General features: G+C 63.9%; 15 protein-coding genes and 1 CRISPR repeat array. Of the genes, 6 read left to right on the forward strand and 9 right to left on the reverse strand.

Translation table 11 applies throughout. From position 1 onward, the window contains the following. Nucleotides 1–1,116: 1,116 nt before the first annotated feature. The 6 genes from WG921_RS16295 (at nucleotide 1,117) to WG921_RS16320 (ending at nucleotide 7,315) form a co-directional block, all read left to right on the forward strand. Complete coding sequence (locus WG921_RS16295; protein ID WP_340110321.1) at nucleotides 1,117–2,277, forward strand: substrate-binding protein; 1,161 nt, start codon at nucleotides 1,117–1,119, stop codon at nucleotides 2,275–2,277. A 76-nt stretch (nucleotides 2,278–2,353) separates the two neighbouring features. After that, complete coding sequence (locus WG921_RS16300) at nucleotides 2,354–3,190, forward strand: branched-chain amino acid ABC transporter permease (protein WP_340110322.1); 837 nt, start codon at nucleotides 2,354–2,356, stop codon at nucleotides 3,188–3,190. Further along, nucleotides 3,183–4,997, forward strand: a complete 1,815-nt coding sequence (locus WG921_RS16305) for a branched-chain amino acid ABC transporter ATP-binding protein/permease (RefSeq protein ID WP_340110323.1) — start codon at nucleotides 3,183–3,185, stop codon at nucleotides 4,995–4,997. The genes WG921_RS16300 and WG921_RS16305 overlap by 8 nt, the downstream gene beginning before the upstream one ends. Next, nucleotides 4,994–5,704, forward strand: coding sequence for an ABC transporter ATP-binding protein (locus tag WG921_RS16310; protein WP_340110324.1), 711 nt, complete (start codon nucleotides 4,994–4,996; stop codon nucleotides 5,702–5,704). The genes WG921_RS16305 and WG921_RS16310 overlap by 4 nt, the downstream gene beginning before the upstream one ends. 16 nt (nucleotides 5,705–5,720) lie before the next feature. Then, nucleotides 5,721–5,900 carry a hypothetical protein gene (locus tag WG921_RS16315; RefSeq protein WP_340110325.1) on the forward strand — a complete coding sequence of 60 codons (180 nt, stop codon included), beginning with the start codon at nucleotides 5,721–5,723 and terminating at the stop codon, nucleotides 5,898–5,900. An 11-nt stretch (nucleotides 5,901–5,911) separates the two neighbouring features. Further along, a complete protein-coding gene (locus WG921_RS16320; protein WP_340110326.1) occupies nucleotides 5,912–7,315 on the forward strand; it encodes an amidase in 1,404 nt (467 codons plus the stop codon). A gap of 611 nt (nucleotides 7,316–7,926) precedes the next feature. Further along, a CRISPR array of direct repeats spans nucleotides 7,927–10,761; the repeat unit is 29 nt; unit sequence CGGTTCATCCCCGCGTGTGCGGGGAACAG. Nucleotides 10,762–10,842: 81 nt separating this feature from the next. Here WG921_RS16320 and cas2e read toward each other — a convergent pair. From cas2e to WG921_RS16365, 9 genes are all read right to left on the reverse strand, one after another. Continuing rightward, nucleotides 10,843–11,142: a type I-E CRISPR-associated endoribonuclease Cas2e gene (gene cas2e, locus WG921_RS16325; protein WP_340110327.1), complete on the reverse strand. Its 300-nt coding sequence runs from the start codon at nucleotides 11,140–11,142 to the stop codon at nucleotides 10,843–10,845. Beyond that, nucleotides 11,123–12,058 carry a type I-E CRISPR-associated endonuclease Cas1e gene (gene cas1e, locus WG921_RS16330; RefSeq protein WP_340110328.1) on the reverse strand — a complete coding sequence of 312 codons (936 nt, stop codon included), beginning with the start codon at nucleotides 12,056–12,058 and terminating at the stop codon, nucleotides 11,123–11,125. The genes cas2e and cas1e overlap by 20 nt, the downstream gene beginning before the upstream one ends. 10 nt (nucleotides 12,059–12,068) lie before the next feature. After that, nucleotides 12,069–12,752, reverse strand: coding sequence for a type I-E CRISPR-associated protein Cas6/Cse3/CasE (cas6e, locus tag WG921_RS16335; RefSeq protein WP_340110329.1), 684 nt, complete (start codon nucleotides 12,750–12,752; stop codon nucleotides 12,069–12,071). After that, on the reverse strand, nucleotides 12,749–13,462 hold the full coding sequence (gene cas5e / locus WG921_RS16340) for a type I-E CRISPR-associated protein Cas5/CasD (protein WP_340110330.1): 714 nt from the start codon (nucleotides 13,460–13,462) through the stop codon (nucleotides 12,749–12,751). The genes cas6e and cas5e overlap by 4 nt, the downstream gene beginning before the upstream one ends. Next, nucleotides 13,455–14,537: a type I-E CRISPR-associated protein Cas7/Cse4/CasC gene (gene cas7e / locus WG921_RS16345; protein ID WP_340110331.1), complete on the reverse strand. Its 1,083-nt coding sequence runs from the start codon at nucleotides 14,535–14,537 to the stop codon at nucleotides 13,455–13,457. Before cas7e ends, cas5e begins: the two co-directional genes overlap by 8 nt. Then, nucleotides 14,534–15,079: a type I-E CRISPR-associated protein Cse2/CasB gene (casB, locus tag WG921_RS16350; protein ID WP_340110332.1), complete on the reverse strand. Its 546-nt coding sequence runs from the start codon at nucleotides 15,077–15,079 to the stop codon at nucleotides 14,534–14,536. Before casB ends, cas7e begins: the two co-directional genes overlap by 4 nt. Further along, nucleotides 15,076–16,578, reverse strand: a complete 1,503-nt coding sequence (gene casA, locus WG921_RS16355) for a type I-E CRISPR-associated protein Cse1/CasA (protein WP_340110333.1) — start codon at nucleotides 16,576–16,578, stop codon at nucleotides 15,076–15,078. The genes casB and casA overlap by 4 nt, the downstream gene beginning before the upstream one ends. Nucleotides 16,579–16,801: 223 nt before the next feature. Then, entirely contained in the window at nucleotides 16,802–19,309 is a 2,508-nt protein-coding gene (cas3, locus tag WG921_RS16360) for a CRISPR-associated helicase Cas3' (RefSeq protein ID WP_340110334.1), read from the reverse strand. A 129-nt stretch (nucleotides 19,310–19,438) separates the two neighbouring features. Continuing rightward, entirely contained in the window at nucleotides 19,439–19,714 is a 276-nt protein-coding gene (locus tag WG921_RS16365) for a hypothetical protein (RefSeq protein WP_340110335.1), read from the reverse strand. Between the last annotated feature and the right edge of the window lie 273 nt (nucleotides 19,715–19,987).

The raw sequence follows: 19,987 nt of genomic DNA on the forward strand, positions 1-19,987 counted from the left end.
TGAAGCGGCTCCGCCAGAATCGGCCAGAATCAGATCGTCTCATCGCTCATGTCGATCCCACCCTTGTGAAGGACATCCCCACATTTTTCATCGATTACGGGGCGCGAACATGCATCATCACCGCGCGGCGGATGATGGCGGGGCGCGCCTTGAAAAAGCGGCGCCGGCTGGGCGCCCACCCGGAGACGGCTACGAGCCCGCCCCCATGCTCAAGCGCATTTGGTCCGACAGTACCGATCAGGCTCTCGCCCTGAATGAGTTGACAAGATTGTTGACAATGTTGAATTTTGAATTCAAAATATCAGCTGTCTTGAGAGGGTGGAAGAGCGATGCCCAGAAGCAGGGTGCGACTCGCAGATCGGCGTGATCTTCAGATTTCCGGGCTTGCGCCCGCGCCGGTCATCGACCGTCGGAGGCCCGAGCTCCAGACACTCGGCCAGCGAATCCTGAGAACGCTCACGGCGGCCTTCGGGACGCGGCGCCCGGCGTTCGCCCGTCCGGTTTCAGGCGCCGGGGCTTGGAGGGGCGCGCTTTTCAACCTGCCGCCTCCCGGCGGCGGGGCGCTGTTGTTCAAGACCGGTCGCGTCGCCGCGCCGTGGAAAGACATGGCGCCGCGTTGGGGCCGGAGCCGGTGATGGTCGACTTCGACCAGCGCGGCGGCGTGATCCCGGAGGAGCTCCAGAGCATCCCGCGGGAAGACGGCGCACACGCGATCCGGGCGGCGCGCGCCGCTCATCTCGACATCTTTCATCGGGCGCCTGAGCGCCATTCCCCATCCTTGCCGGCGGCGCTCACATCCGAAGGGCGCGCTTCGGATCTTTTCCGCACAGAAGACGCCGGCCGCCTTCCGCATTTTTGGAGCAGGGCCGAGCAAGCGCCCGTGCGAGGCGCTCCGCATCGGTCATCCCGGCGGCGCCGGCGATCTCTCCATACCGGCCGCCTTGTCGGCTGCGGGCCTGCGGCTCGGTCCCGCCGATGCGCCCCGCCGCCCTGGCGCCAACGCCGCCAGGGCCAGTTTCCAGGAGGACGCGAAAGGAAATCGCCCATGCCCCGGTCGCCGACCGGGTGATCCGACTGCGGTCAAACACCAGAATTCACTGTTCTAGGGAGGAACACATGAAAGACGTCCTGAAATACTTCGCTGTCGCCGGCGTCGCCTCACTCGCCCTTTCGGGTGCGGCCTACGCGGAAGATGTCGTCGTGATCGGCGTGCCGACCGGCTTGAGCGGCGCGAACAGCACCGTCGCGCCCGCCGTCGTGCAGTCCACGGAGCTCGCCGTGGAGGAGATCAACGCCAGCGGCGGGATCCTCGGCAGGCAGGTCAGGCTCGAGGTCGCCGATGACGAGAGCAGCGCCTCGGGCGCCCAGCGCGCGTTTGACGATCTGATCTCCAGCCGCAACGCCAATGTCATCATCTCGATGGAAACCAGCGCCGCGCGCAACGCCGCCCTGCCGATCGTCGAGAAATCCAAGACCCCCTACATCTACACGTCGCTCTACGAAGGGCATTCCTGCAATCAGTATCTCTACGCCAATGGCCCTGTCGTCGATCAGATGGTCGGCCCGATCATCGACCATTTCATGAAGAACGAGAACGCATCCACCTTTTTCCTGGTGGGCAGCGACTACGCCTTCGGGCGCGGCATGCTCGAGTTCACGCGCGATTACATCGAATCCCATGGCGGCGAGGTCGTCGTCGAGGAGTACCAGCCGATCGACGCCACCGACTGGACCGCGATCATCAGCGCCATGAACCGCAACAACCCGGACGCCGTCATCATGGCGACCGCCGGGGGCGCGCCGAACGTGACGTTGCAGCGCCAGTTCAAGGCCGCAGGGATAAAGGCGCTGGTCGGGAATCTCAGCGTTGACGAGCTGACCGCGCAAAGCATGGGCGAGGATGCGGAGGGAATCTACTTCTCCGCATCTTACCTGAGCACCCTCGACACCCCGGCCAACACGGACTTCCGGGCGCGCATGGAGAAGAAGTTCGGCGACAAGCTCTACCTGCCCAACGACATGTCCGTCCCCCAGTATGACGCGGTCTATCTCTACAAGGCGGCCGTGGAGAAGGCGGGCTCCCTCGACGACACCGACAAGATCATCGAGGCGCTCGCCGAGGTCTCCTTCGACGGCCCGCGCGGGAGGGTTCAGCTCAGCAAGCAGCGTCATGCGCCATTGGACATGCTGCTTGGCAAGGTCAAGGCCGACGGCTCGGTGGATGTCGTTCGCCGGTTCGAAAATGTCGATCCTGGCGAACAGTGCCCCGGCTTTTGATGGCTGACGCCGACGTGTTTCCATCTCAGGAGGCGCAGGATCGATCCTGCGCCTTCCAAGACGCAGGACCCGAACGATGATCTACCTCGTTCTCGATATCGTCACGACGGCGGCGATTCTTTTCATCATAGCGTCGGGCCTGCTGATCATCTTTGGCGTGATGAAGATCATCAACTTCAGCCACGCCAGCTTTCTGACGGTCGGCGCATATGCGTCCCTCGTCGCCACATGGCTCGGCTGGAATCCGTGGCTGAGCCTGCCGCTGGCGTTTGTCTCCGGCGGGGTTCTCGGCGCGATCATCGAGGTCACGATCCTGCGCTATCTCTACCATCGCCCGCTCGATGCGATCCTGGCGACATGGGGGCTCGGCATCATGATCGGCCAGCTCATCACCATGATCTTCGGCCGCGAGGTTCAATTCGCGGCGCGGCCGATCTCGGGAGCGATCGAGATATTCGGCGCCAACTATTCCCTCTACCGGCTCCTGCTGATCCTGTTCGCGGTGCTGGTTGCGGCGGCGATGGCGCTGTTGATGAACGGCACCCGGGTCGGCCTGCAAACCCGCGCGGTCATCGCCAATGAGCCGCTCTCGCGCAGCCTCGGCATCAGCAGCGCCCGCGTGCGGTTGCTGACGTTCGCCTTCGGCTCGGGCCTCGCGTGCCTCGCCGGCGCGTTCATCACGCCGCTGTCCAGCGTCGATCCCAACATGGGGGTCCCGTGGCTGGTCGCCGCGTTCATGCTGGTTCTCGTTTCCGGCAACTCATACGTGAGTCTCGCAATCGCATGCGTCTTCCTGGGCGGGATCCAGGTTCTCGTCAGCACATTCGTCAGCCCGGTTCTCGGCGGGCTGACGCTCGCGGTTATGGCGGTCTTGCTGCTCAGGATTTCGCCGAAAGGTTTCGCCTATGACTAGCAACTCCTCGGCGGAAGCGCCGGCCGCGCCGCCGCGCGGGTCCAATCGCTATCGCCTGGCCTCGATAGGCGCGGGCGTTGCGATCCTGCTTCTGGCGCTCGGCGCGGCCGCGCTCGGCGACTACGAGCACAGCGTGCTGACGCGCGCCTTCCTGTTCGCCGTTCCCGCCCTCACCGTCGGCGTCCTCTGGGGCTTCACCGGGGTGCTGACCTTCAGTCAGGGCGCATTCTTCGGCATCGGCTGCTATTCCGCGGGCCTCGCCTTCACCCATCTCGGCTTCAGCGCCGGCATCGCCGTCGGCGCTCTGGTCGCCGGCATGATCGTCGCCGCGCTGATCGCGGGGTTCGTCAGCTGGCTCTCCTTTTGGTACGGGGCGACCTCGCTCTATGTCGCCGTCGTCACCCTCGTGCTGCCGATCGTCGTGGTCCAGTTGATCTATTCCGGCGGGAGCTTCACGGGATCGAGCAGCGGCCTGGTCGGCTTTCCGGTTCCGGACCTGTCGCAGATCGGCTGGTACTGGGTCGCCGGGCTTCTTCTGGTCGCGACCACGGCCGTGATCGGCGTCTTCCTCGGCAGCGACTTCGGCAGCGTCCTCCGCGCGATCCGCGACAACGAGCAGCGGTCCCTCTATCTCGGCATCCGCACCGGCTGGATAAAGGGCCTGTTGATGATGGCGATGGCGGCGATCTGCGCGGTCGCCGGCTACATCTACACCTGCGTCGGCGTGATCGCGAGTTCGCAGCAGGCGGGCTTCGTCTTTGGCACCGAACTCGTCATCAACGTGGCCCTCGGCGGGCGCAACAGCGTATTGGGGCCGGTGTTCGCGACCGTCGGCCTGGAATGGATCAGCGCCTATCTCAGCGGGTTCCTGCCGTTCGTCTGGAAATTCTTCGTCGGGATCATCTTCGTCGCCGTCATCCTCCTGCTGCCGGAAGGCATCCTCGGGGCCGTGTGGAAGCTCCTCCGGCGCGTCTCTCCGACGATGCGCAAGGCGGAGCGCGGAAAGCCGGCGGCCGTCGTCGTCAAGCCGTCGCGCCCTCGGCCTTCGACGCGACAGGCGGGCGCGCCGGCCGCTCTCGAACTCAGGGGCGTCACCAAGAATTACGGCGCGCTGAAGGTGCTGGAGGGCATCGACCTGGACGTCGCGAGCGGCGAGCTGGTCGCCATCGTGGGGCCCAACGGGGCGGGCAAGACCACCCTGATGCGCTGCATCAGCGACGGAATGGAGCGGTCGTCCGGCGCGATCAGGATCGAAGGCGTCTCGATTGAAAAATCCTCGCCGGCCAAGATCGTCTCGCTTGGTCTCGGGCGCAGCTTCCAGAACACGAACGTCTACGAGACCCTGACCGTAACCGAATGCCTCCGCCTGGCCCGCAATCGGCATGAGCGGCTTTCGCTCGTGGAAAAGGCCCCGGTCATCTATCTTCCCGAGGTGGCGCACGAAGTGCTCACCGCGACAGGATTGCAGGATTATCTGGGTGAGACGGTGGCGAACCTTGCTCACGGGATGAAGCGCGCTCTCGAATTGGCCATGGTTCTCGCCATGGAGCCGACCGTGCTCATTCTCGATGAACCGACGGCGGGCCTCACCAAGGAGGACCGTCACGTCATCGGCGGCATCCTTCGCGACCTGCAGAAGCGCCATGGCATCGCGATCCTCCTGATCGAGCATGACTTCGATTTCGTGAAGCAGGTCTGCTCTCGCCTCGTCGTCCTTCATCATGGGGAACTTGTCATCGACGGCGACGCGGACGAGGTCACGGCCTCGCCGATCGTCCAAAACATTTATTCCGGACAAGTCCAATGACGACCGAGATGCTACGATGCGAAGGCTGCGCCAGCGGTTACGACGACACCATCGTCATCAGGGACATTTCCCTCACGGTCGAGCAAGGCATGATCTTCGGCGTGCTCGGCAAGAACGGCATGGGAAAGTCGACGCTCCTCAAGACGATCATGGGCTTCCTCAAGCTGGAGGCCGGCGCGATCTATATCGCGGGCGAGAAGGTGAACTCCATGCCGCCGCAGGTCCTGGCGCGCCGCGGTGTCTCCTATGTCCAGCAGGAGAACGCGATCTTCCAGGACATGACGGTCGCGGAAAACCTTCGCCTCAGCCTCCCGCGCGACCGCTACCTGAAGGAAGGTCTCGAACGGATCGCCCATTACTTTCCCGTGATCCCTCAGCGGCTGCGTCAGACCGCCGGCACCCTCAGCGGCGGCGAGCAGAAAATGCTGCTGATGTCGCGCGCCATGATCACGAAGCCGAAGCTCGTGCTGATCGACGAAATAAGCGAGGGCTTGCAGCCCACCATGGTCGACCGGGTCGGCGAGGCGCTCAAACGGCTTCGCGAGGAGGAAGGCGCCACCATATTTCTTGTCGAGCAGAATGTTGGCTTTGTCGCCGACGTTTGCGACCGTATCGCCTCCATCAAGATCGGCAGCATCGTCGAGACGCGCGACATCACCCCCGGTGCCGAGACGCGCGACGCTCTGCTCGAACTGATGCGGATCTAGGTTAAGGAAGAACCCAATGGACTATGATCTTCTCAGGCGACTGTCCGGACTGACGTTGGACGACGAACGGTTTCAGGAATTGATCGAGCGCTATCGCCCAATCCTTTCCGAGATCGAGAAGTTGCGCGCGCTGGAGCTGAAAGACACCCATCCGGCTGTCGTGTTCGATCCGGTGCAATTGCAGAAGCTTCAATGAAAGAGGCGGCCGTGACCAACGATCATGTATGGAAATCCAGTCTGGAACAGGCGGCGGCGATCCGGTCGGGCGCGGTTCGCGCGCGCGACATCGCCGAAGCCTACAGCGAACGCATCGACGCCTATGACGGCGCGCTCCAGTGCTTCGTCGCGCGCAACCCCGCCTATCTTGACGAGGCTTCGGCGGTGGACGCCGCGATCGCGAGAGGCGAGGAGGTGGGGCCGCTCGCCGGCGTGAGCATCGCCCTCAAGGACAATTACCTCACCGCGGACATGCCGACGAAAGCGGGAAGCGACGTTCCCGAGCTCGAGTTCGCGCAGGTCGACAGCCACGCCGTGGCGAAGCTGCGCGCCGCGGGCGCGATTTTCCCCGGCAAGGTGCGCATGCATGAATTCGCATGGGGCAACGTCACGCCTCCGACACGAAACCCCTGGAATACCGACTACGTTCCGGGCGGCTCCAGCGGCGGATCGGGGGCGGCGCTCGCCGCCGGATTGTGTTCCGCCGCCATGGGGTCGGACACCGGCGGATCGATCCGCATTCCGGCCAGCGTCTGCGGCACGGTCGGCCTGAAGCCCACGTTCGGGCTGGTGGGGCGCGGCGGCGTCGTTCCGCATTCATGGTCGCTCGATCACGCCGGCCCCCTCACACGGACCGTCTCCGACGCGGCGCTCCTGCTGACAGTCCTCGCCGGGCTGGATCCGACGGACCCGGCCACGCGGAAGGCGCCGGAAAGCGACTACCGGCTGGGCCTCGACAAGAGCATCTCCGGGAGGCGGATCGGCGTCATCCGCAACCACTTCACCGAACGCTTGCAGACCGACGTCAGAGAGAGCTTTGACGCCGCGATCGGCTTCTTCCGAAATCAGGGCGTCGAGGTGCGGGAGTTCGACCTGCCGATCCTGGAATACGGTCTCGGCGCGATCTTCGCCATCGAGCTCGCCTCGTCGTCGGCCTATCATGATCAATCCGTGCGGGCCGGGTTGACCGCCGGTTTCAGCGAAGACGTGCGCGACCTCGTCGAAATGGGCCGGCTGGTCTCCAGCGTCGATTACATCCGCGCCGAGCAGGTGCGCACGATAATGATGCGCGACTTTTCCCGCATTCTGGAGGACGTAGACGCCATCGTGACGCCGACCATGCCTATCGTGGGCTGGAAATCCGGGCATTGGACGGTCGATGTCGAAGGCGCGCCCGAAAGCGTCTTGTCGGCCTCGTGGCGCTATTGCTACCCCTTCAACCTCGTCGGCCTGCCGGCGCTCTCCCTTCCGTGCGGTTTCGACACGGACGGGCTGCCGATCGGACTTCAGATCGCAGGCAAGGCCTTCGCGGAGGATACGGTGCTCAATCTGGCGAGCGCTTACGAGCGGGCGCACGAATGGAGCGCGATGCGGCCGCCGCAGTTCAGCGCCTGATCCGGCCGGGCGCGCCCCTCTCCGGCCCCCACGCCAGCCTCGACGGGCGCGCCTCGCGGGCGTATCGTCACCGGGCGGAAGAGGGCCGGAACGTGAACGGCGCGACCTGAAGGGCGCAGCCCTTTAGGAGAGCGGCTCGGGCCCGCAAAAGAAGGCGCCGGCTGGCGCAAGTCGGCGCCGCCGGGCTCCGCAGGCGCGCGCGGCTCGGCGTTTGCGGGGTGGTTCTGATGTCCAGTCTTCATTATATGCGTCCCAATTCCGCGCCGCCGGAGACCCGCGTTCGTTTTTCAGGGCGCGAAAAGTCCCCGCGTGACCTTCCGGGGGCCCGAGGGGCGGGGCGCGCTCCACGCATCGTTCCGAAAGCAATGGGCTAAGGCGTTGAAATTCAGAACCGAAGCAGCGGCCCGCCTGAGCGTGGCCCCGATGATGGACTTGGGAGACATCGAATAACTCGTATGTTATCAGATACTTGCGAGGGAAGCAGCGGACGTGTAGCTCAGGCGTAGCACGGATGCAATCATCAACGCCCGCGCTTGACCGGCGCGCTTCCCGACCGGCTCACCCATCACGTCCATACTGCAGCGCCATTCTCAACAGTCAGCCTTCCGGTCCGGTTCATCCCCGCGTGTGCGGGGAACAGAGGATTCGTCGGCAACAACCGGCGCCAACGATCGGTTCATCCCCGCGTGTGCGGGGAACAGGCAACGACCTGATCATGTCGGCGCGCTCGGTCCGGTTCATCCCCGCGTGTGCGGGGAACAGGTCGATGAGGTCGATTTCAGCGACGTGACGATCGGTTCATCCCCGCGTGTGCGGGGAACAGCACGGTGGACGCAAGCAACGAGGTCTCGATCACGGTTCATCCCCGCGTGTGCGGGGAACAGTATCGAGATCCGTCATCGGAATGTCACCAGATCGGTTCATCCCCGCGTGTGCGGGGAACAGACGCCTCCGGGCAACCCCATCACCGCCTGATACGGTTCATCCCCGCGTGTGCGGGGAACAGTCGACCTCATCGATCACGAGCTGCATCTGCGCCGGTTCATCCCCGCGTGTGCGGGGAACAGTGAGGTCGACCAGATATTCCTCGACAAACGCCCGGTTCATCCCCGCGTGTGCGGGGAACAGAACGTCGCCGGCTCCTATGTCTACCCGGCGGATGGTTCATCCCCGCGTGTGCGGGGAACAGGCTCAGGACATAGCGCGCGATAATCTGCATCGCGGTTCATCCCCGCGTGTGCGGGGAACAGTTTACACCAGACTCAGAGAGCGCTCGCGCCCGCGGTTCATCCCCGCGTGTGCGGGGAACAGCAGGGATAGAACCCATCCAGATCGAGGAACGGCGGTTCATCCCCGCGTGTGCGGGGAACAGACCGATTGCCACTGGACGATCCAGCGCCAGAGCGGTTCATCCCCGCGTGTGCGGGGAACAGTCTCAAGTCGAGGGTGGCGAGTTTTGGGACTTCGGTTCAGCCCCGCGTGTGCGGGGAACAGCCGCACAGAAGTGCCGCTCCCCCAGGGCGGCCCGGTTCATCCCCGCGTGTGCGGGGAACAGTTCCGTCGGCACATGCGGCGGGCGGCCCGGGCCGGTTCATCCCCGCGTGTGCGGGGAACAGTTGATATTGTTGGGTTAATCACCCCTGTCCGCCGGTTCATCCCCGCGTGTGCGGGGAACAGGCCTCAAGGGGCGCGAAGTCGCTCACCAACATCGGTTCATCCCCGCGTGTGCGGGGAACAGGTAAAGCTTCACCGGAGTCCCTGTTTACAGGACGGTTCATCCCCGCGTGTGCGGGGAACAGAGCTCCGGCCGGATCGGGCGGAGCGCCACGAGCGGTTCATCCCCGCGTGTGCGGGGAACAGGTTTGAGCCGCCAGCCTCGGCTGACCAAAACCCGGTTCATCCCCGCGTGTGCGGGGAACAGGTGGTGGTCGAGATGTCGGAGTGGTCGAGCGCCGGTTCATCCCCGCGTGTGCGGGGAACAGTTTTTCAGTGCCATCGCCTCATCCTGAAGATCCGGTTCATCCCCGCGTGTGCGGGGAACAGTTCGACGCCGTGGTGATGGACGAGCCCGCCGACGGTTCATCCCCGCGTGTGCGGGGAACAGGCGCCGTCGCTTCTCTGCCAGAGGCGCGGGGGCGGTTCATCCCCGCGTGTGCGGGGAACAGATCCCCCTCCCGCTGCGGACGTTTTGAGCCACCGGTTCATCCCCGCGTGTGCGGGGAACAGATATCGCCAAAGATATTGGTGAATTTCGCCGTCGGTTCATCCCCGCGTGTGCGGGGAACAGAACCCGGTCCACGAGGAACAGAGCATATGAGCCGGTTCATCCCCGCGTGTGCGGGGAACAGCGACCGGCTCAGCGCCGGCTGTGTCTGCTGGCCGGTTCATCCCCGCGTGTGCGGGGAACAGGGCGGAAACCGGGTCCGTTTGCGACCCGGTTTCGGTTCATCCCCGCGTGTGCGGGGAACAGCGCGGAAGCGGCGGGGTGTTGTTCACCGTCAACGGTTCATCCCCGCGTGTGCGGGGAACAGGAGGCGGCCCGCGCTATTTTCGCGTCGTGCGACGGTTCATCCCCGCGTGTGCGGGGAACAGTTCTCCGTGCTTTCGTTGAAAACACGCATCAGCGGTTCATCCCCGCGTGTGCGGGGAACAGGCCCGTCGCTCGACGCTATCCGCCGGCCATGCCGGTTCATCCCCGCGTGTGCGGGGAACAGTCCATAAGCGATGCAGAGGCGGAAAGCGCATCCGGTTCATCCCCGCGTGTGCGGGGAACAGTCAAGGACACGATTCTTGATATCGGAGATCAGCGGTTCATCCCCGCGTGTGCGGGGAACAGCTCGATGACCTCCCCCTGCGCGTTATATGACACGGTTCATCCCCGCGTGTGCGGGGAACAGGGCATGTTCTAAATCGAGCAATTCGCGTTGCTCGGTTCATCCCCGCGTGTGCGGGGAACAGTCGACTCGTCTACGCCATCCGCGCCCTGATGCCGGTTCATCCCCGCGTGTGCGGGGAACAGATATTCGCGCCGTGACCGTGTCCTATATTTGTCGGTTCATCCCCGCGTGTGCGGGGAACAGCGCCCGCCAGCTCCGTCGCTTCGAACGAGCAGCGGTTCATCCCCGCGTGTGCGGGGAACAGCTCCTCGCTCGCGAGGCGCATCGGCTGACCTTCGGTTCATCCCCGCGTGTGCGGGGAACAGGCGGCGTCGCCCCGAGCACCGCCCGCCGTGAGCGGTTCATCCCCGCGTGTGCGGGGAACAGGCTTGCCGCTCATGTTCAGCCCTCTTCGTTTTCGGTTCATCCCCGCGTGTGCGGGGAACAGGGGACATTGCCGTTGTCAACGTCAGCGATGCCCGGTTCATCCCCGCGTGTGCGGGGAACAGCGTGGCGGCGTTACTGATTGGTTGGCGCATTGCGGTTCATCCCCGCGTGTGCGGGGAACAGACTGGCTGTTACCTGTTGCGGCCAAACGCTTTTCACGATGACAAAGAACGCACCGAGAAAAGCTTCATCATGAACTGGATGTCAATCGATCTTATCAATCTCTTTCGGGCTCGCGAAACTCACCAGTTTCATGCCATCAAAATCCACAGGCATTTTGCGATTGTGGCCCGCCGTCTCAAACGCGTACCCTTGGTCAGTCGGAGCCTGCCAGCACATCACAGCATCTCCTTCGCCGATGGCTCCCATCACTTGCTCCCATATGCGGGTCCGCGTCCGCGCGGAATAGCGTCCCACATAGACTCCGGCTCGGATCTCCAAAAGCCAGGCCGCGAGACGCCCCCGCAGTCGCGGCGGAGCGTTGTTAACCACGATGACCATCATCGCCGGATGTCCCTTCATCGAATGCCGGCCCGAGGGCTTCTGCAGGTGGATCGGGACGTGGAAGCTCTCCGGCTTCAAGAATGGTCTCGATGCCGGGAATGATCTTGCCGAGCAGGTCTGTCTTGCGGAACGCGTCGCGACAAGCGAGCCGAACGGCGCGTTCGGGCGCCATGTCGAGACGACCCTTCGCGGCCTGACCCGCCACGCGAAAGGCCTCCGGCACGACAGTGTCGAGTTTCCACAAATCGGCGATGTCATAGACAAAACTGCGCGGTTTACCGGTGTGCAGGAAACCGATGGCCGGCGCATATCCCGCTGCAAGGATGGCGGCCTCGGCCAGCCCATGCATGCAGGAGGTCGCCGCGGACAGACATCGGTTCGGCACATCGGCGCTGGCCCAGTCCTTTGGGTCGTAGCGTCGTCGCTTCCACGGAACCGCATGATGCTGAGCAAGAAGTTCGTATGCGCGCTTCACGCGTTGCCCCTCGATCCCCCGAAGCTGATCGATGGATCGGCGTTCAGGCGGGGTCTCGCCGAACCTGACCGCATACATCTTTCTGACGATGCGCAGGCGCGCGCCGGGATCAAGCGCCAGTTTCGCTTGCCAAAGCAGCCTGTCCGCGCGTGCGCCCCCAGGCTGTCCGGCTGAATAGAGCCGAACCCCGCCCTCTCCGACCCATGTCACGAGCGTGCCCGCCTGGGCGGCAAGGGCCACAGCCGCGTGGCTGATCCGCGCGCCGGGTTCGAGCATCAGGCAGGCGATTCCACCTACGGGGATATGGATTCGCGCGCCCTCCGCGTCGATCGCGACAAAAGCGCCGTCACGCACGTCGATCTGCGCCCGCTCGATGAAGACCATGCTCGCACGCTCCCTGAGCGGGATGGGCTTCGGCGGCGGCAGACCCGGGATCGTCATCGGTCGGTTGTCATCCGGCGCGTCGGATCAGCATAAGGCCACAGCCCCACGCCTTGGCGCGTCCGAACCCTGCCGTAAGCGCTGGCAGGAAAGCGGCGGGCTCCGTGATCTCGATCAGCCCGGACAGGTCGAGAATTCCCAGCCGGGCCCGCCTACCGCGCCGCGCAAGATCCAGAGTCGTGTAGCCCTCGACATACAGGTCGACGAGTTGGAAACCCCGGGTTTCGGCCTGACGCGAGAGCCATCCCTGCGCCGCTTCGATCGCCTTGGCGTCACGGTGATCGGCCCTCCGACCTTTCGGGATTTCATGAAGCAGGTCCATCACCACATCCACGCGCCGGTTTTCCATTGACCCTTCCCTTTGTCCCCTGGCGCGATCTCGAGTTGCGTTCGCACGCAGAGTGAACTGAAGTCGGTCACCGCGCCGCAAATCAGGCTCGAAGGGTTTGATTTCGGGCGGAGCAAAAAGGTCGTTCGTCAAGGGCGGCCGTTTAGACAGGGTCAGAAAGCGGCCACCACCCTCGGCGCGCCAGAGAAAGTCGCGTTCTCGGTCGGATGCGTCCGAGAACACAGTCCAAATCAAACGATGATGCGCATCGGCTGCGCGGTTGGCGTCATTGGGGTCGAGGAGCTGGGCCAAAGCCGCCGTTGGCGCATTGCGATCGAGTGACAGACGAGAAAGGTAGAGCGTCATTCCTCGGCTCTCCCCGCGCCCACATGAACCTGCCGCGGCCCGAAGTGCCACGCTTTCCGGTCAATAGGCGCATCCCACCGGGTTTCGACCCGCCCGCCGCCAAACGGCGCGTCCGAGGCGATCAGCAATGGGCGGGCGCTGTCGGGAGCATTCTCGCCTGTCGCATCCTTCGGCCAGAACGGGGGCAGTGTCACAAAGCGGAGCGCCGCGAGCGGATCGCCAGCATCGACAATTTTCGGGGCCATTGGCGCCGAAAGTGGGCATGATTTGCGCCCCAGATAAGGGACGAAGCAGGGCTTTCTGAGGGCGGCCTCAACAGCGGGCGCATCGGCGCCACCCCAGACCGCGACTCCGAAGACGCAATCCATGTGGTAGTCGCGCTGTGTGATGATCGTATTGATTTTCTGTCCGGCAGCCGCAACTGCGGCGCGCCTCGAATCCGGGCGCTTTGCAATGGCGGAGGGCACTGTCTGAACGGTATGAAAATCACGGAATGGTCTACTGGGCATAAGCTTGGCGACGGCTGTCCGCCAGCGACCAAGCTCCGCCTGCCCTGCCGCATCATCGCGCCGGATGCCGAGTGACGCGCCCATCAAGCCAAGGATGGCGCCCCTGCCGGGCCAGTCGTGTGACCCGCGCCGTTCGTGTCCAGCGAGATCGCCAAAGGATCCCATCGGCGCAACAAGAGAGAAGACGAGATATTCAGGCATCGGCTTGCACGGAGCCAGCATGCCGTTCGGCAAAGGCGCGCACCTCGGCAAGCGACCCTGCGCCGGACGACACGTTCATGGTTTCGACTTCATCCGAGGTCGGGCCGTAACTGTGATCAAGCCGCGCCGCCATGCTCTCAAGGGCGGAAATCGATCCCGCCATGAGGTCGGGGCTCTCCACCGGCTTCAGGAAGGCGCCTGCCAGGCTGCGAGGCTGCTGCGCTCCAGCCTCGGCGCGAAGGTATTCCGCGCGGGTCTGATGCGCGAAGGCGGCGCGTTTGCCCGATGGCGTCGCCGTCGCCAGCGCCTCGACAAGCGCGCCTGCGGCCTTGGCGGCGAGGGCGGTATCTCCAGAAAGGTTCTCGGCCAGCAGGGCGAGATCGATACAGGCGTAAAGATAAAAAACTCCGGAGCCGAACCCGGCCTCGCCTACGAAACCCGCGCCAGCATCCTCCGAAGGGCGTTTCAAGTCGTCTACGGCGGTGTAGTAATCGTCTTCGACAAGCGCACGGTGGGTGGTGAGGGCGTGGCTGACCTGCACGGCGGCTTCCCGATTGAAACTCGGATCGTCGGCCAGCATTCGCCCGAACATTGCGATGTCGACCGCTCCATCCGCCGTCCTCAGCACCGCTTTCTTAAGGTCCTTGTCTTTTGGCATCGGCTCGCCGGCGAGATCCTTACGCGCCAGCTCGATCGCCATGACGCGTTCTTCGGGTGATACGAAGGCAAGCTGCCGGATCCGGATGAATCCCTTCTTCTCGGCTTCGGCGTCAAGCTTCCCGAACACCTTCGCGACGGCGGTGGCGGCCTTGGTCGCCGCGTCAGACGCTGCGCCATCGGCGATGAGCGCGTCGCGCACGATCTCACCGATCCGCTGGGTGCGGTCGCCAAGATGGCCGGTCAGGGATCGCTGCATAGCGTCTGACATCCGAGCGGCTCGCTTGATCGCCTGGCTGGAGATCCGCAGGCGAGGAACCTGGCCGTAGATCGCGCTCTTGGGCCGGCCCTGATCGTCACGATTGGGATTTGAGACCGGGTAAGAGGTCAGAAAATGAAGCTGAAGAAAGCGGGTCATGCAGAGGCCTCCGAGGAGATGAGCGATTGGTCGGGGGCGGCGCTTGGCGCGCCGTAATAGTCGAAGCACCATCGGGTGCGCACGGGGTCGGACCAATAAAACAGGTCGTCCGCCAGGGAGGCCACGTCGGCGCGTCCGTCGATAATCCCCAGCGCACGAACCAGGGGACGAGTGAGCTGGAGAGGCTCCGTCTGGCGGATCAACGCCTCGAACCGGATGGCGCCAAGGCGCCTCCGGTCATTCACCTGCTCGCCAAAGACGAGCGCCGCGCGCCGGCCTGGTTGATGGTTGCGCAGTTGCGCCAGCGCAACGGCGATCAGCATCAGACGGTCGGCGCGCGGCCGAAGGTCATGACCCGTCTCGGCAAGCCGAGCATTCAGGTCGTGAACCGCTTCGACCGCAACCACTTCAACCGGAGTGGCGACCCGGCGCAAGGCGGCGCGATTGCGTTTGGCGTCGCTCGTGTCCTCGCTCGGACGAATGCGGCGGCACCACCACGAAAGACAGATCTGGCCGGGGCGCTTGGCGTCAGGGGATGTCATGCAGGCTCCCTCCTTTTGGATGGGACAGGCAGGCCGAGACACTCATAGATCTTGGCTCCGGTCTTCGTCCTGCCCGCCATGGTGGCGAGGAGCAGCCGGCGGGCGATCACAGCTTTCTCTCGCTGGGTTGGCTGAAGGTCAGGCAGCCCCTCACCCACTTCCACATCGAACAGCGACAGCGCCGTTTTGCGAAGTATGTGCAGCCACTGATCGCCAGTGGATTCCGAGTCCTCGGCAAGCCGGGCCATCTGTTCTTCGAAAGCCCCCTGGGTGAGATGGAACAGCGCCTCGCGCGCCCGCAGGGCCGCGCCCGCACCGACACCCTCATTTTTTCCGTCTCGAACAGCCGCTGCGAGAGCATAGCTGGTCTGCTCCGCCGCCTCGACCATGTCCGCGGCGCGGAACTCCTGTTCGGGCGAGAGCACGAAAGTGGGCTGCTCGGACCAGAGGAAATCCACAGGGCTCATGTTGTTCATGGCCCATCCGCCCACGATGAGCCGCATCGCCTTGTCGCCGCCCCATTCCGTACGCCTGAAGAATGTTTCGAGCGTTGCGGCCCGGTCGACATCAGCCCCCTGCAGCACGACGCCGCGCCAGTTGCGGTAACCAAAGTGTCCAGGCTTTGGGTGACGGGGCAGCTTGCCCTCCTTGGTCTTGTAGTAGGGGGTCAGGGGATGCAGCCAGCCGCCGCCGCCGTAGTTCGCGCCCCATGGGCGCTGCTGAACGCCGGTCACCACGGCCGCGCGCTCCCTTGTCTCCGACACCAGCCACAATCGGCGCGGCATACCAAAGAAGGTTTCAGGCTCCGGCGCCGTGCCCGGCCCCATGGGAGTCGCGATCTGGTTGCTCTCGGAAGTCCTTGGCGCGGACCGCATCCACGGCAGCTGCGACAGATCGCGGATCGGCCTGCCATTCGGCACGTTCGCCCAGACGAGGGACCAGAGTGGCGACGCGCCTTCCGCATCCGGGCGCGCCAGGGTCACCATCGGGCCGCCGCCGCGCATTGAAGTGCGGTTCCCCGCGCCTCCGGATGGCGCGAAAGCTTGGAGAGCAAAGAGCGCCATCGCCGCCATTGGCGGAGACATGACAGGATAGCGGTCCCCACGCACCATGAGATCGCCATTTTTCCTGATCGTGGAGGCGCCTGCGCTGTCGATCAACAACATATCGGGCGCTTTTGGCTCCTCATTGATAGAGATCGGCTCCTGCAAAAAACGAGGCCCGGCCCCCAGAAGTTCGAACGCGGGCGCCAATGGCTCCATCGCCATGCGCAGCCGCTCCGGGTCGGGGTCGCGGCGCGCGCTCCATGCCTCATCTGTCCCTGGCGGCGCTGCGAGAAACATCAGGCCGATCAGAAATTCGAGACAGGCGAGATTCAGATCGGCCCGCGGCCAGTCCGGGAACTGCACCCCCGGCTCTGCAATTTGATCGGGCCGGATCACCCGCGGCCCACCGGTTGTGCGAACGGGGATCCAAGCACATGTAATGAGATTGAGCACCTTATGCTCCGACGAAACGATCAAGATAAATACTGAAAAGCTTTGGAAAGCCTTGACTTCATTCTTTCCACATTATGCGTTCCAATCCGGATGATCACACATCTTCCCTACACCCGACATAGATATAAAACATTATTGATGGGGAACGACAAGAAAAATAATCACTGAAAATGTCATCTTCAGATCACGCTATGTCTATCCAAAAGGAGGAAACTATTCCTGCTTAATCCGTTGAAAAAATCAAACCGCGCTCCGCGCAATAACGCAAGCCTTCGATGATTCGTCCATCATCCTCGACTGGAGCGACTACGATGGCGTCGCGCATCCAGCGAGGCCACGCCTGCTTTGCCGCGACGATCCTCTGGTCGTCCTGAGCAACGCCGCACGTCTTGTCGTATCTCGCCTTCGACACCTGAACTTCGGACTCTGTCCAATCATCTCCCCAGGGGCGCAGGTTGTCGCCATCAGACCGGGCAAGGCGCAAAGTGATCTGGCGCCGCCCCAGGCGCGTGGGGAAATGCTCATCATCCCAAACGCGAGCAAGCTGACTTTGCGCAAAGGGCTCGGCCGCTTCAACCATCGACATGCGCGCCTGTTGTCGCTCTCGTATCGTCTGTCCGATCGTCTCCTGCTCATGTTTCTGGAGCGGTTCCGGCGCCGCCGGCGCGGCCGCGCCATGCACCGCCTCTATCAAATCGCGCAGCCCGTCCGGAGCCTCGATCGCGCCAGCGCCAAACAGGGCCAAGGCCGTTCGCCACTGCACATCCGCCGGATAGACCCATGCGCCGGCCTTGAGGGCGTCTTGCAGCCAGCGAGGCCCATGAACATGATCCGGATCCGGAGACAGCACCAGCAGCTCCGGCCCAGCGACAGGGCGGGTCTTGGCCGGCCGGATATCCATGTGCCGCCAGAGACGCCCCGCGCGCTGGATCAATGCGCCGATCGGAGCGAGATCGGACACCATGAAATCGAAATCCAGATCGAGAGACTGCTCCGCAACCTGCGTGGCGACCAGAATACGCCCCGCTCTGTCCGCCCCATCGCGTCCGAAACGGGTTACCTGCCGATCTTCGTGGCGCAAACGGTCACAGACGGCGAACCGCGCATGAAGCAGGTCCGCCTCGACTCCGCGTTCTCGCAGCGCTTCGACCGCGTCTATAGCGTCGTCGACGGCATTCCGGATCCAGATGCACGCGGCGCCCTCCGCTTGCGCCGCACAGAGGGCGTCCAGCGCCTCGTCCATGCCGCCAATCCGCTTGACCGGCAAACGCCGACATGTATCCGGCGCCGGGGCGACAGGCCTGGAGACGGTTGTTCCGGCGACAATCCCGAAGCTGGGATAGGCCCGGTCGTCAATCGACCGCGGCTCTACCCCGAGCCCCTTCTGAAAGGCCATCGCAAGCCGGTCGCGCATCCCGAGCGGCAGCGTCGCGGTCATTACGATCGCGGACCCGCCCAGCATCGCCTGGAACTGCAGCAGGCGAGACAGCTCGGCCTCCATATAGGGGTCGTAACCATGGGCTTCGTCGACGATCAGTACGCGGCGCGAGAGCGCCTCAAGTCGCAAAGTTGAAAATCGGGTCGGGAGGATACCCATCAGCGCCTGGTCAATGGTGCCGACCCCGACCTCAGCCAGAAGGATACGGCGACGATCATCTGCAAGCCAATCGCCGCATGCGGCCTGGCCCTCCGCGCCCCGCCCGCGACGCCCGCGGATTTCCCTGAAGCGCGCATTCTGTCGCGCCCGTCCATGCGTCAATCCAAGAGCGGGACGTCCATCAAACAACCCGCCCATCGCCGCATCAAGCCGTGGCAGCATCGCGTTGGAGGTCGCCATCGTTGGCAGGGCGAAGAACAAGCCGCCCGCTTTGCCTGACGCCATCATCCGAGCCGCAAGGATCAAGGCCGCCTCAGTCTTGCCGGCGCCGGTCGCATCTTCAACCAACGCCAGCATCGGTCCGCTCGGCAAATCAACGGTCGCGGCGACCTCCTGCATGGGGCGCGGCGCCCATCCTTTCGGTAGAATCCGTTCGCCGGCATCCGGTCTCGGGCGCGCCTGCTCAAGTCCGGCGGCGCTGATGGCGACATCGGCGCGGTCTTGCGCCATCCGCCAGTAATCGGCGATCGCGATGCCTGGCGGCGCCGGGCCAAACCATTCCGGATTCGACCCAATCCAGTCGGACTGGATGGTCAAACCAGAAAGACGCCACGACAAGCGCCTCGCCTGTGCTTCAGTCATGTCCTTGAGAGACGCCATAACTGGAAGCGAGAGTACAGCGTTCAGCGCCTCGCGTGCGGCCGCAAACCCATCTTCCCCGATCAGACGGTCCTGTTTACGGTCCGCCCGGGCATCCTGGCCTTGCGGTGGACCACCATGATGCCCGGACACCGCTCCTGCGAGCATTTTTCGGACCGCCGGCGAACCGCCAAGCCTGTTGGCCAAGGCGTTGTCGAGCAGGCCCAGCAGACGGTAACTGTGTTGCCAGTGATAGAATGTCTGGATCGCGCCGTCTCGCAGGGCGCTTCGAAAGGAGTCGCTGAACTTTCCCAGGTCGTGCAGGGCAATCAGCAAGATCACGGCTCCGTCCTGGTCCGCCTGACCAGTAAAGCCCCGATGGCGCATGAGCGCCGAAGCGCAGGCCGCCACGTCGAGCATATGCCAGAGCGCAGGGTGTTCCCGATCGGACGCAAAGCTCTTGCCGGGCCAGGCGGCGATATCATCTGAATGCATATCTCACTCGACTTCGCCTTTATGTATGGATGGCTCCGTTTACGCAAATATTCGTTTGCACTGATGACGACCATTGAGGGGGGCGATCACGAATATCCAGACTGCATTATCAATCGTCGATGAAATCGGCTATCTTCCGATCCCACGGGCGGCGCCAACCTGTTCTTCCGGCTGATCAACGTCCGCCACGAAAAGGCGCCATAGTTCTGACGACTGTGTCTCGAATATGGTGGAAATTCCCTGGCGGCGGACCCCGGTCATCTGAAATTGACCCCGATCGGGCGGCGAGGTCGAGCGCCACTGAATCGAAGGGCTGAGAAGAGTTTTCCAGCCATCGTTCTTGCGCATCCCGATCTGCCCGGAGGCCAGCCTGAAGCTGGTCCAATAAGCCCTTTTGATCGTCATGGGATGCTGCTTCCATTTCCATCAACATGGTCCCCCCCCACACACAAGATTCCTGTAGGTCGCGCGCAATTCGGAAAAGGGTAAGCGACGTTTTACCGCCATGGAACCAACCAACTCCCCAGATCGCGCCTTCGAGAAAACCCGAGCGTGATGCTGCGTTGGCGTCTTCTTCCAGACATTTCGCACGGATTTGAGGTACCGTACCTAACGTCTGGAAATTCGGCTTGCGCGGGCGCTGTGCGCCTCTGCCGGGGCATGCCCCGACAGAGGCGG

The sequence above is a fragment of the Paludibacillus litoralis genome, assembly GCF_037646705.1.
GTDB classification, from domain to species: Bacteria; Pseudomonadota; Alphaproteobacteria; order Rhodobacterales; family Rhodobacteraceae; genus Pikeienuella; species Pikeienuella litoralis.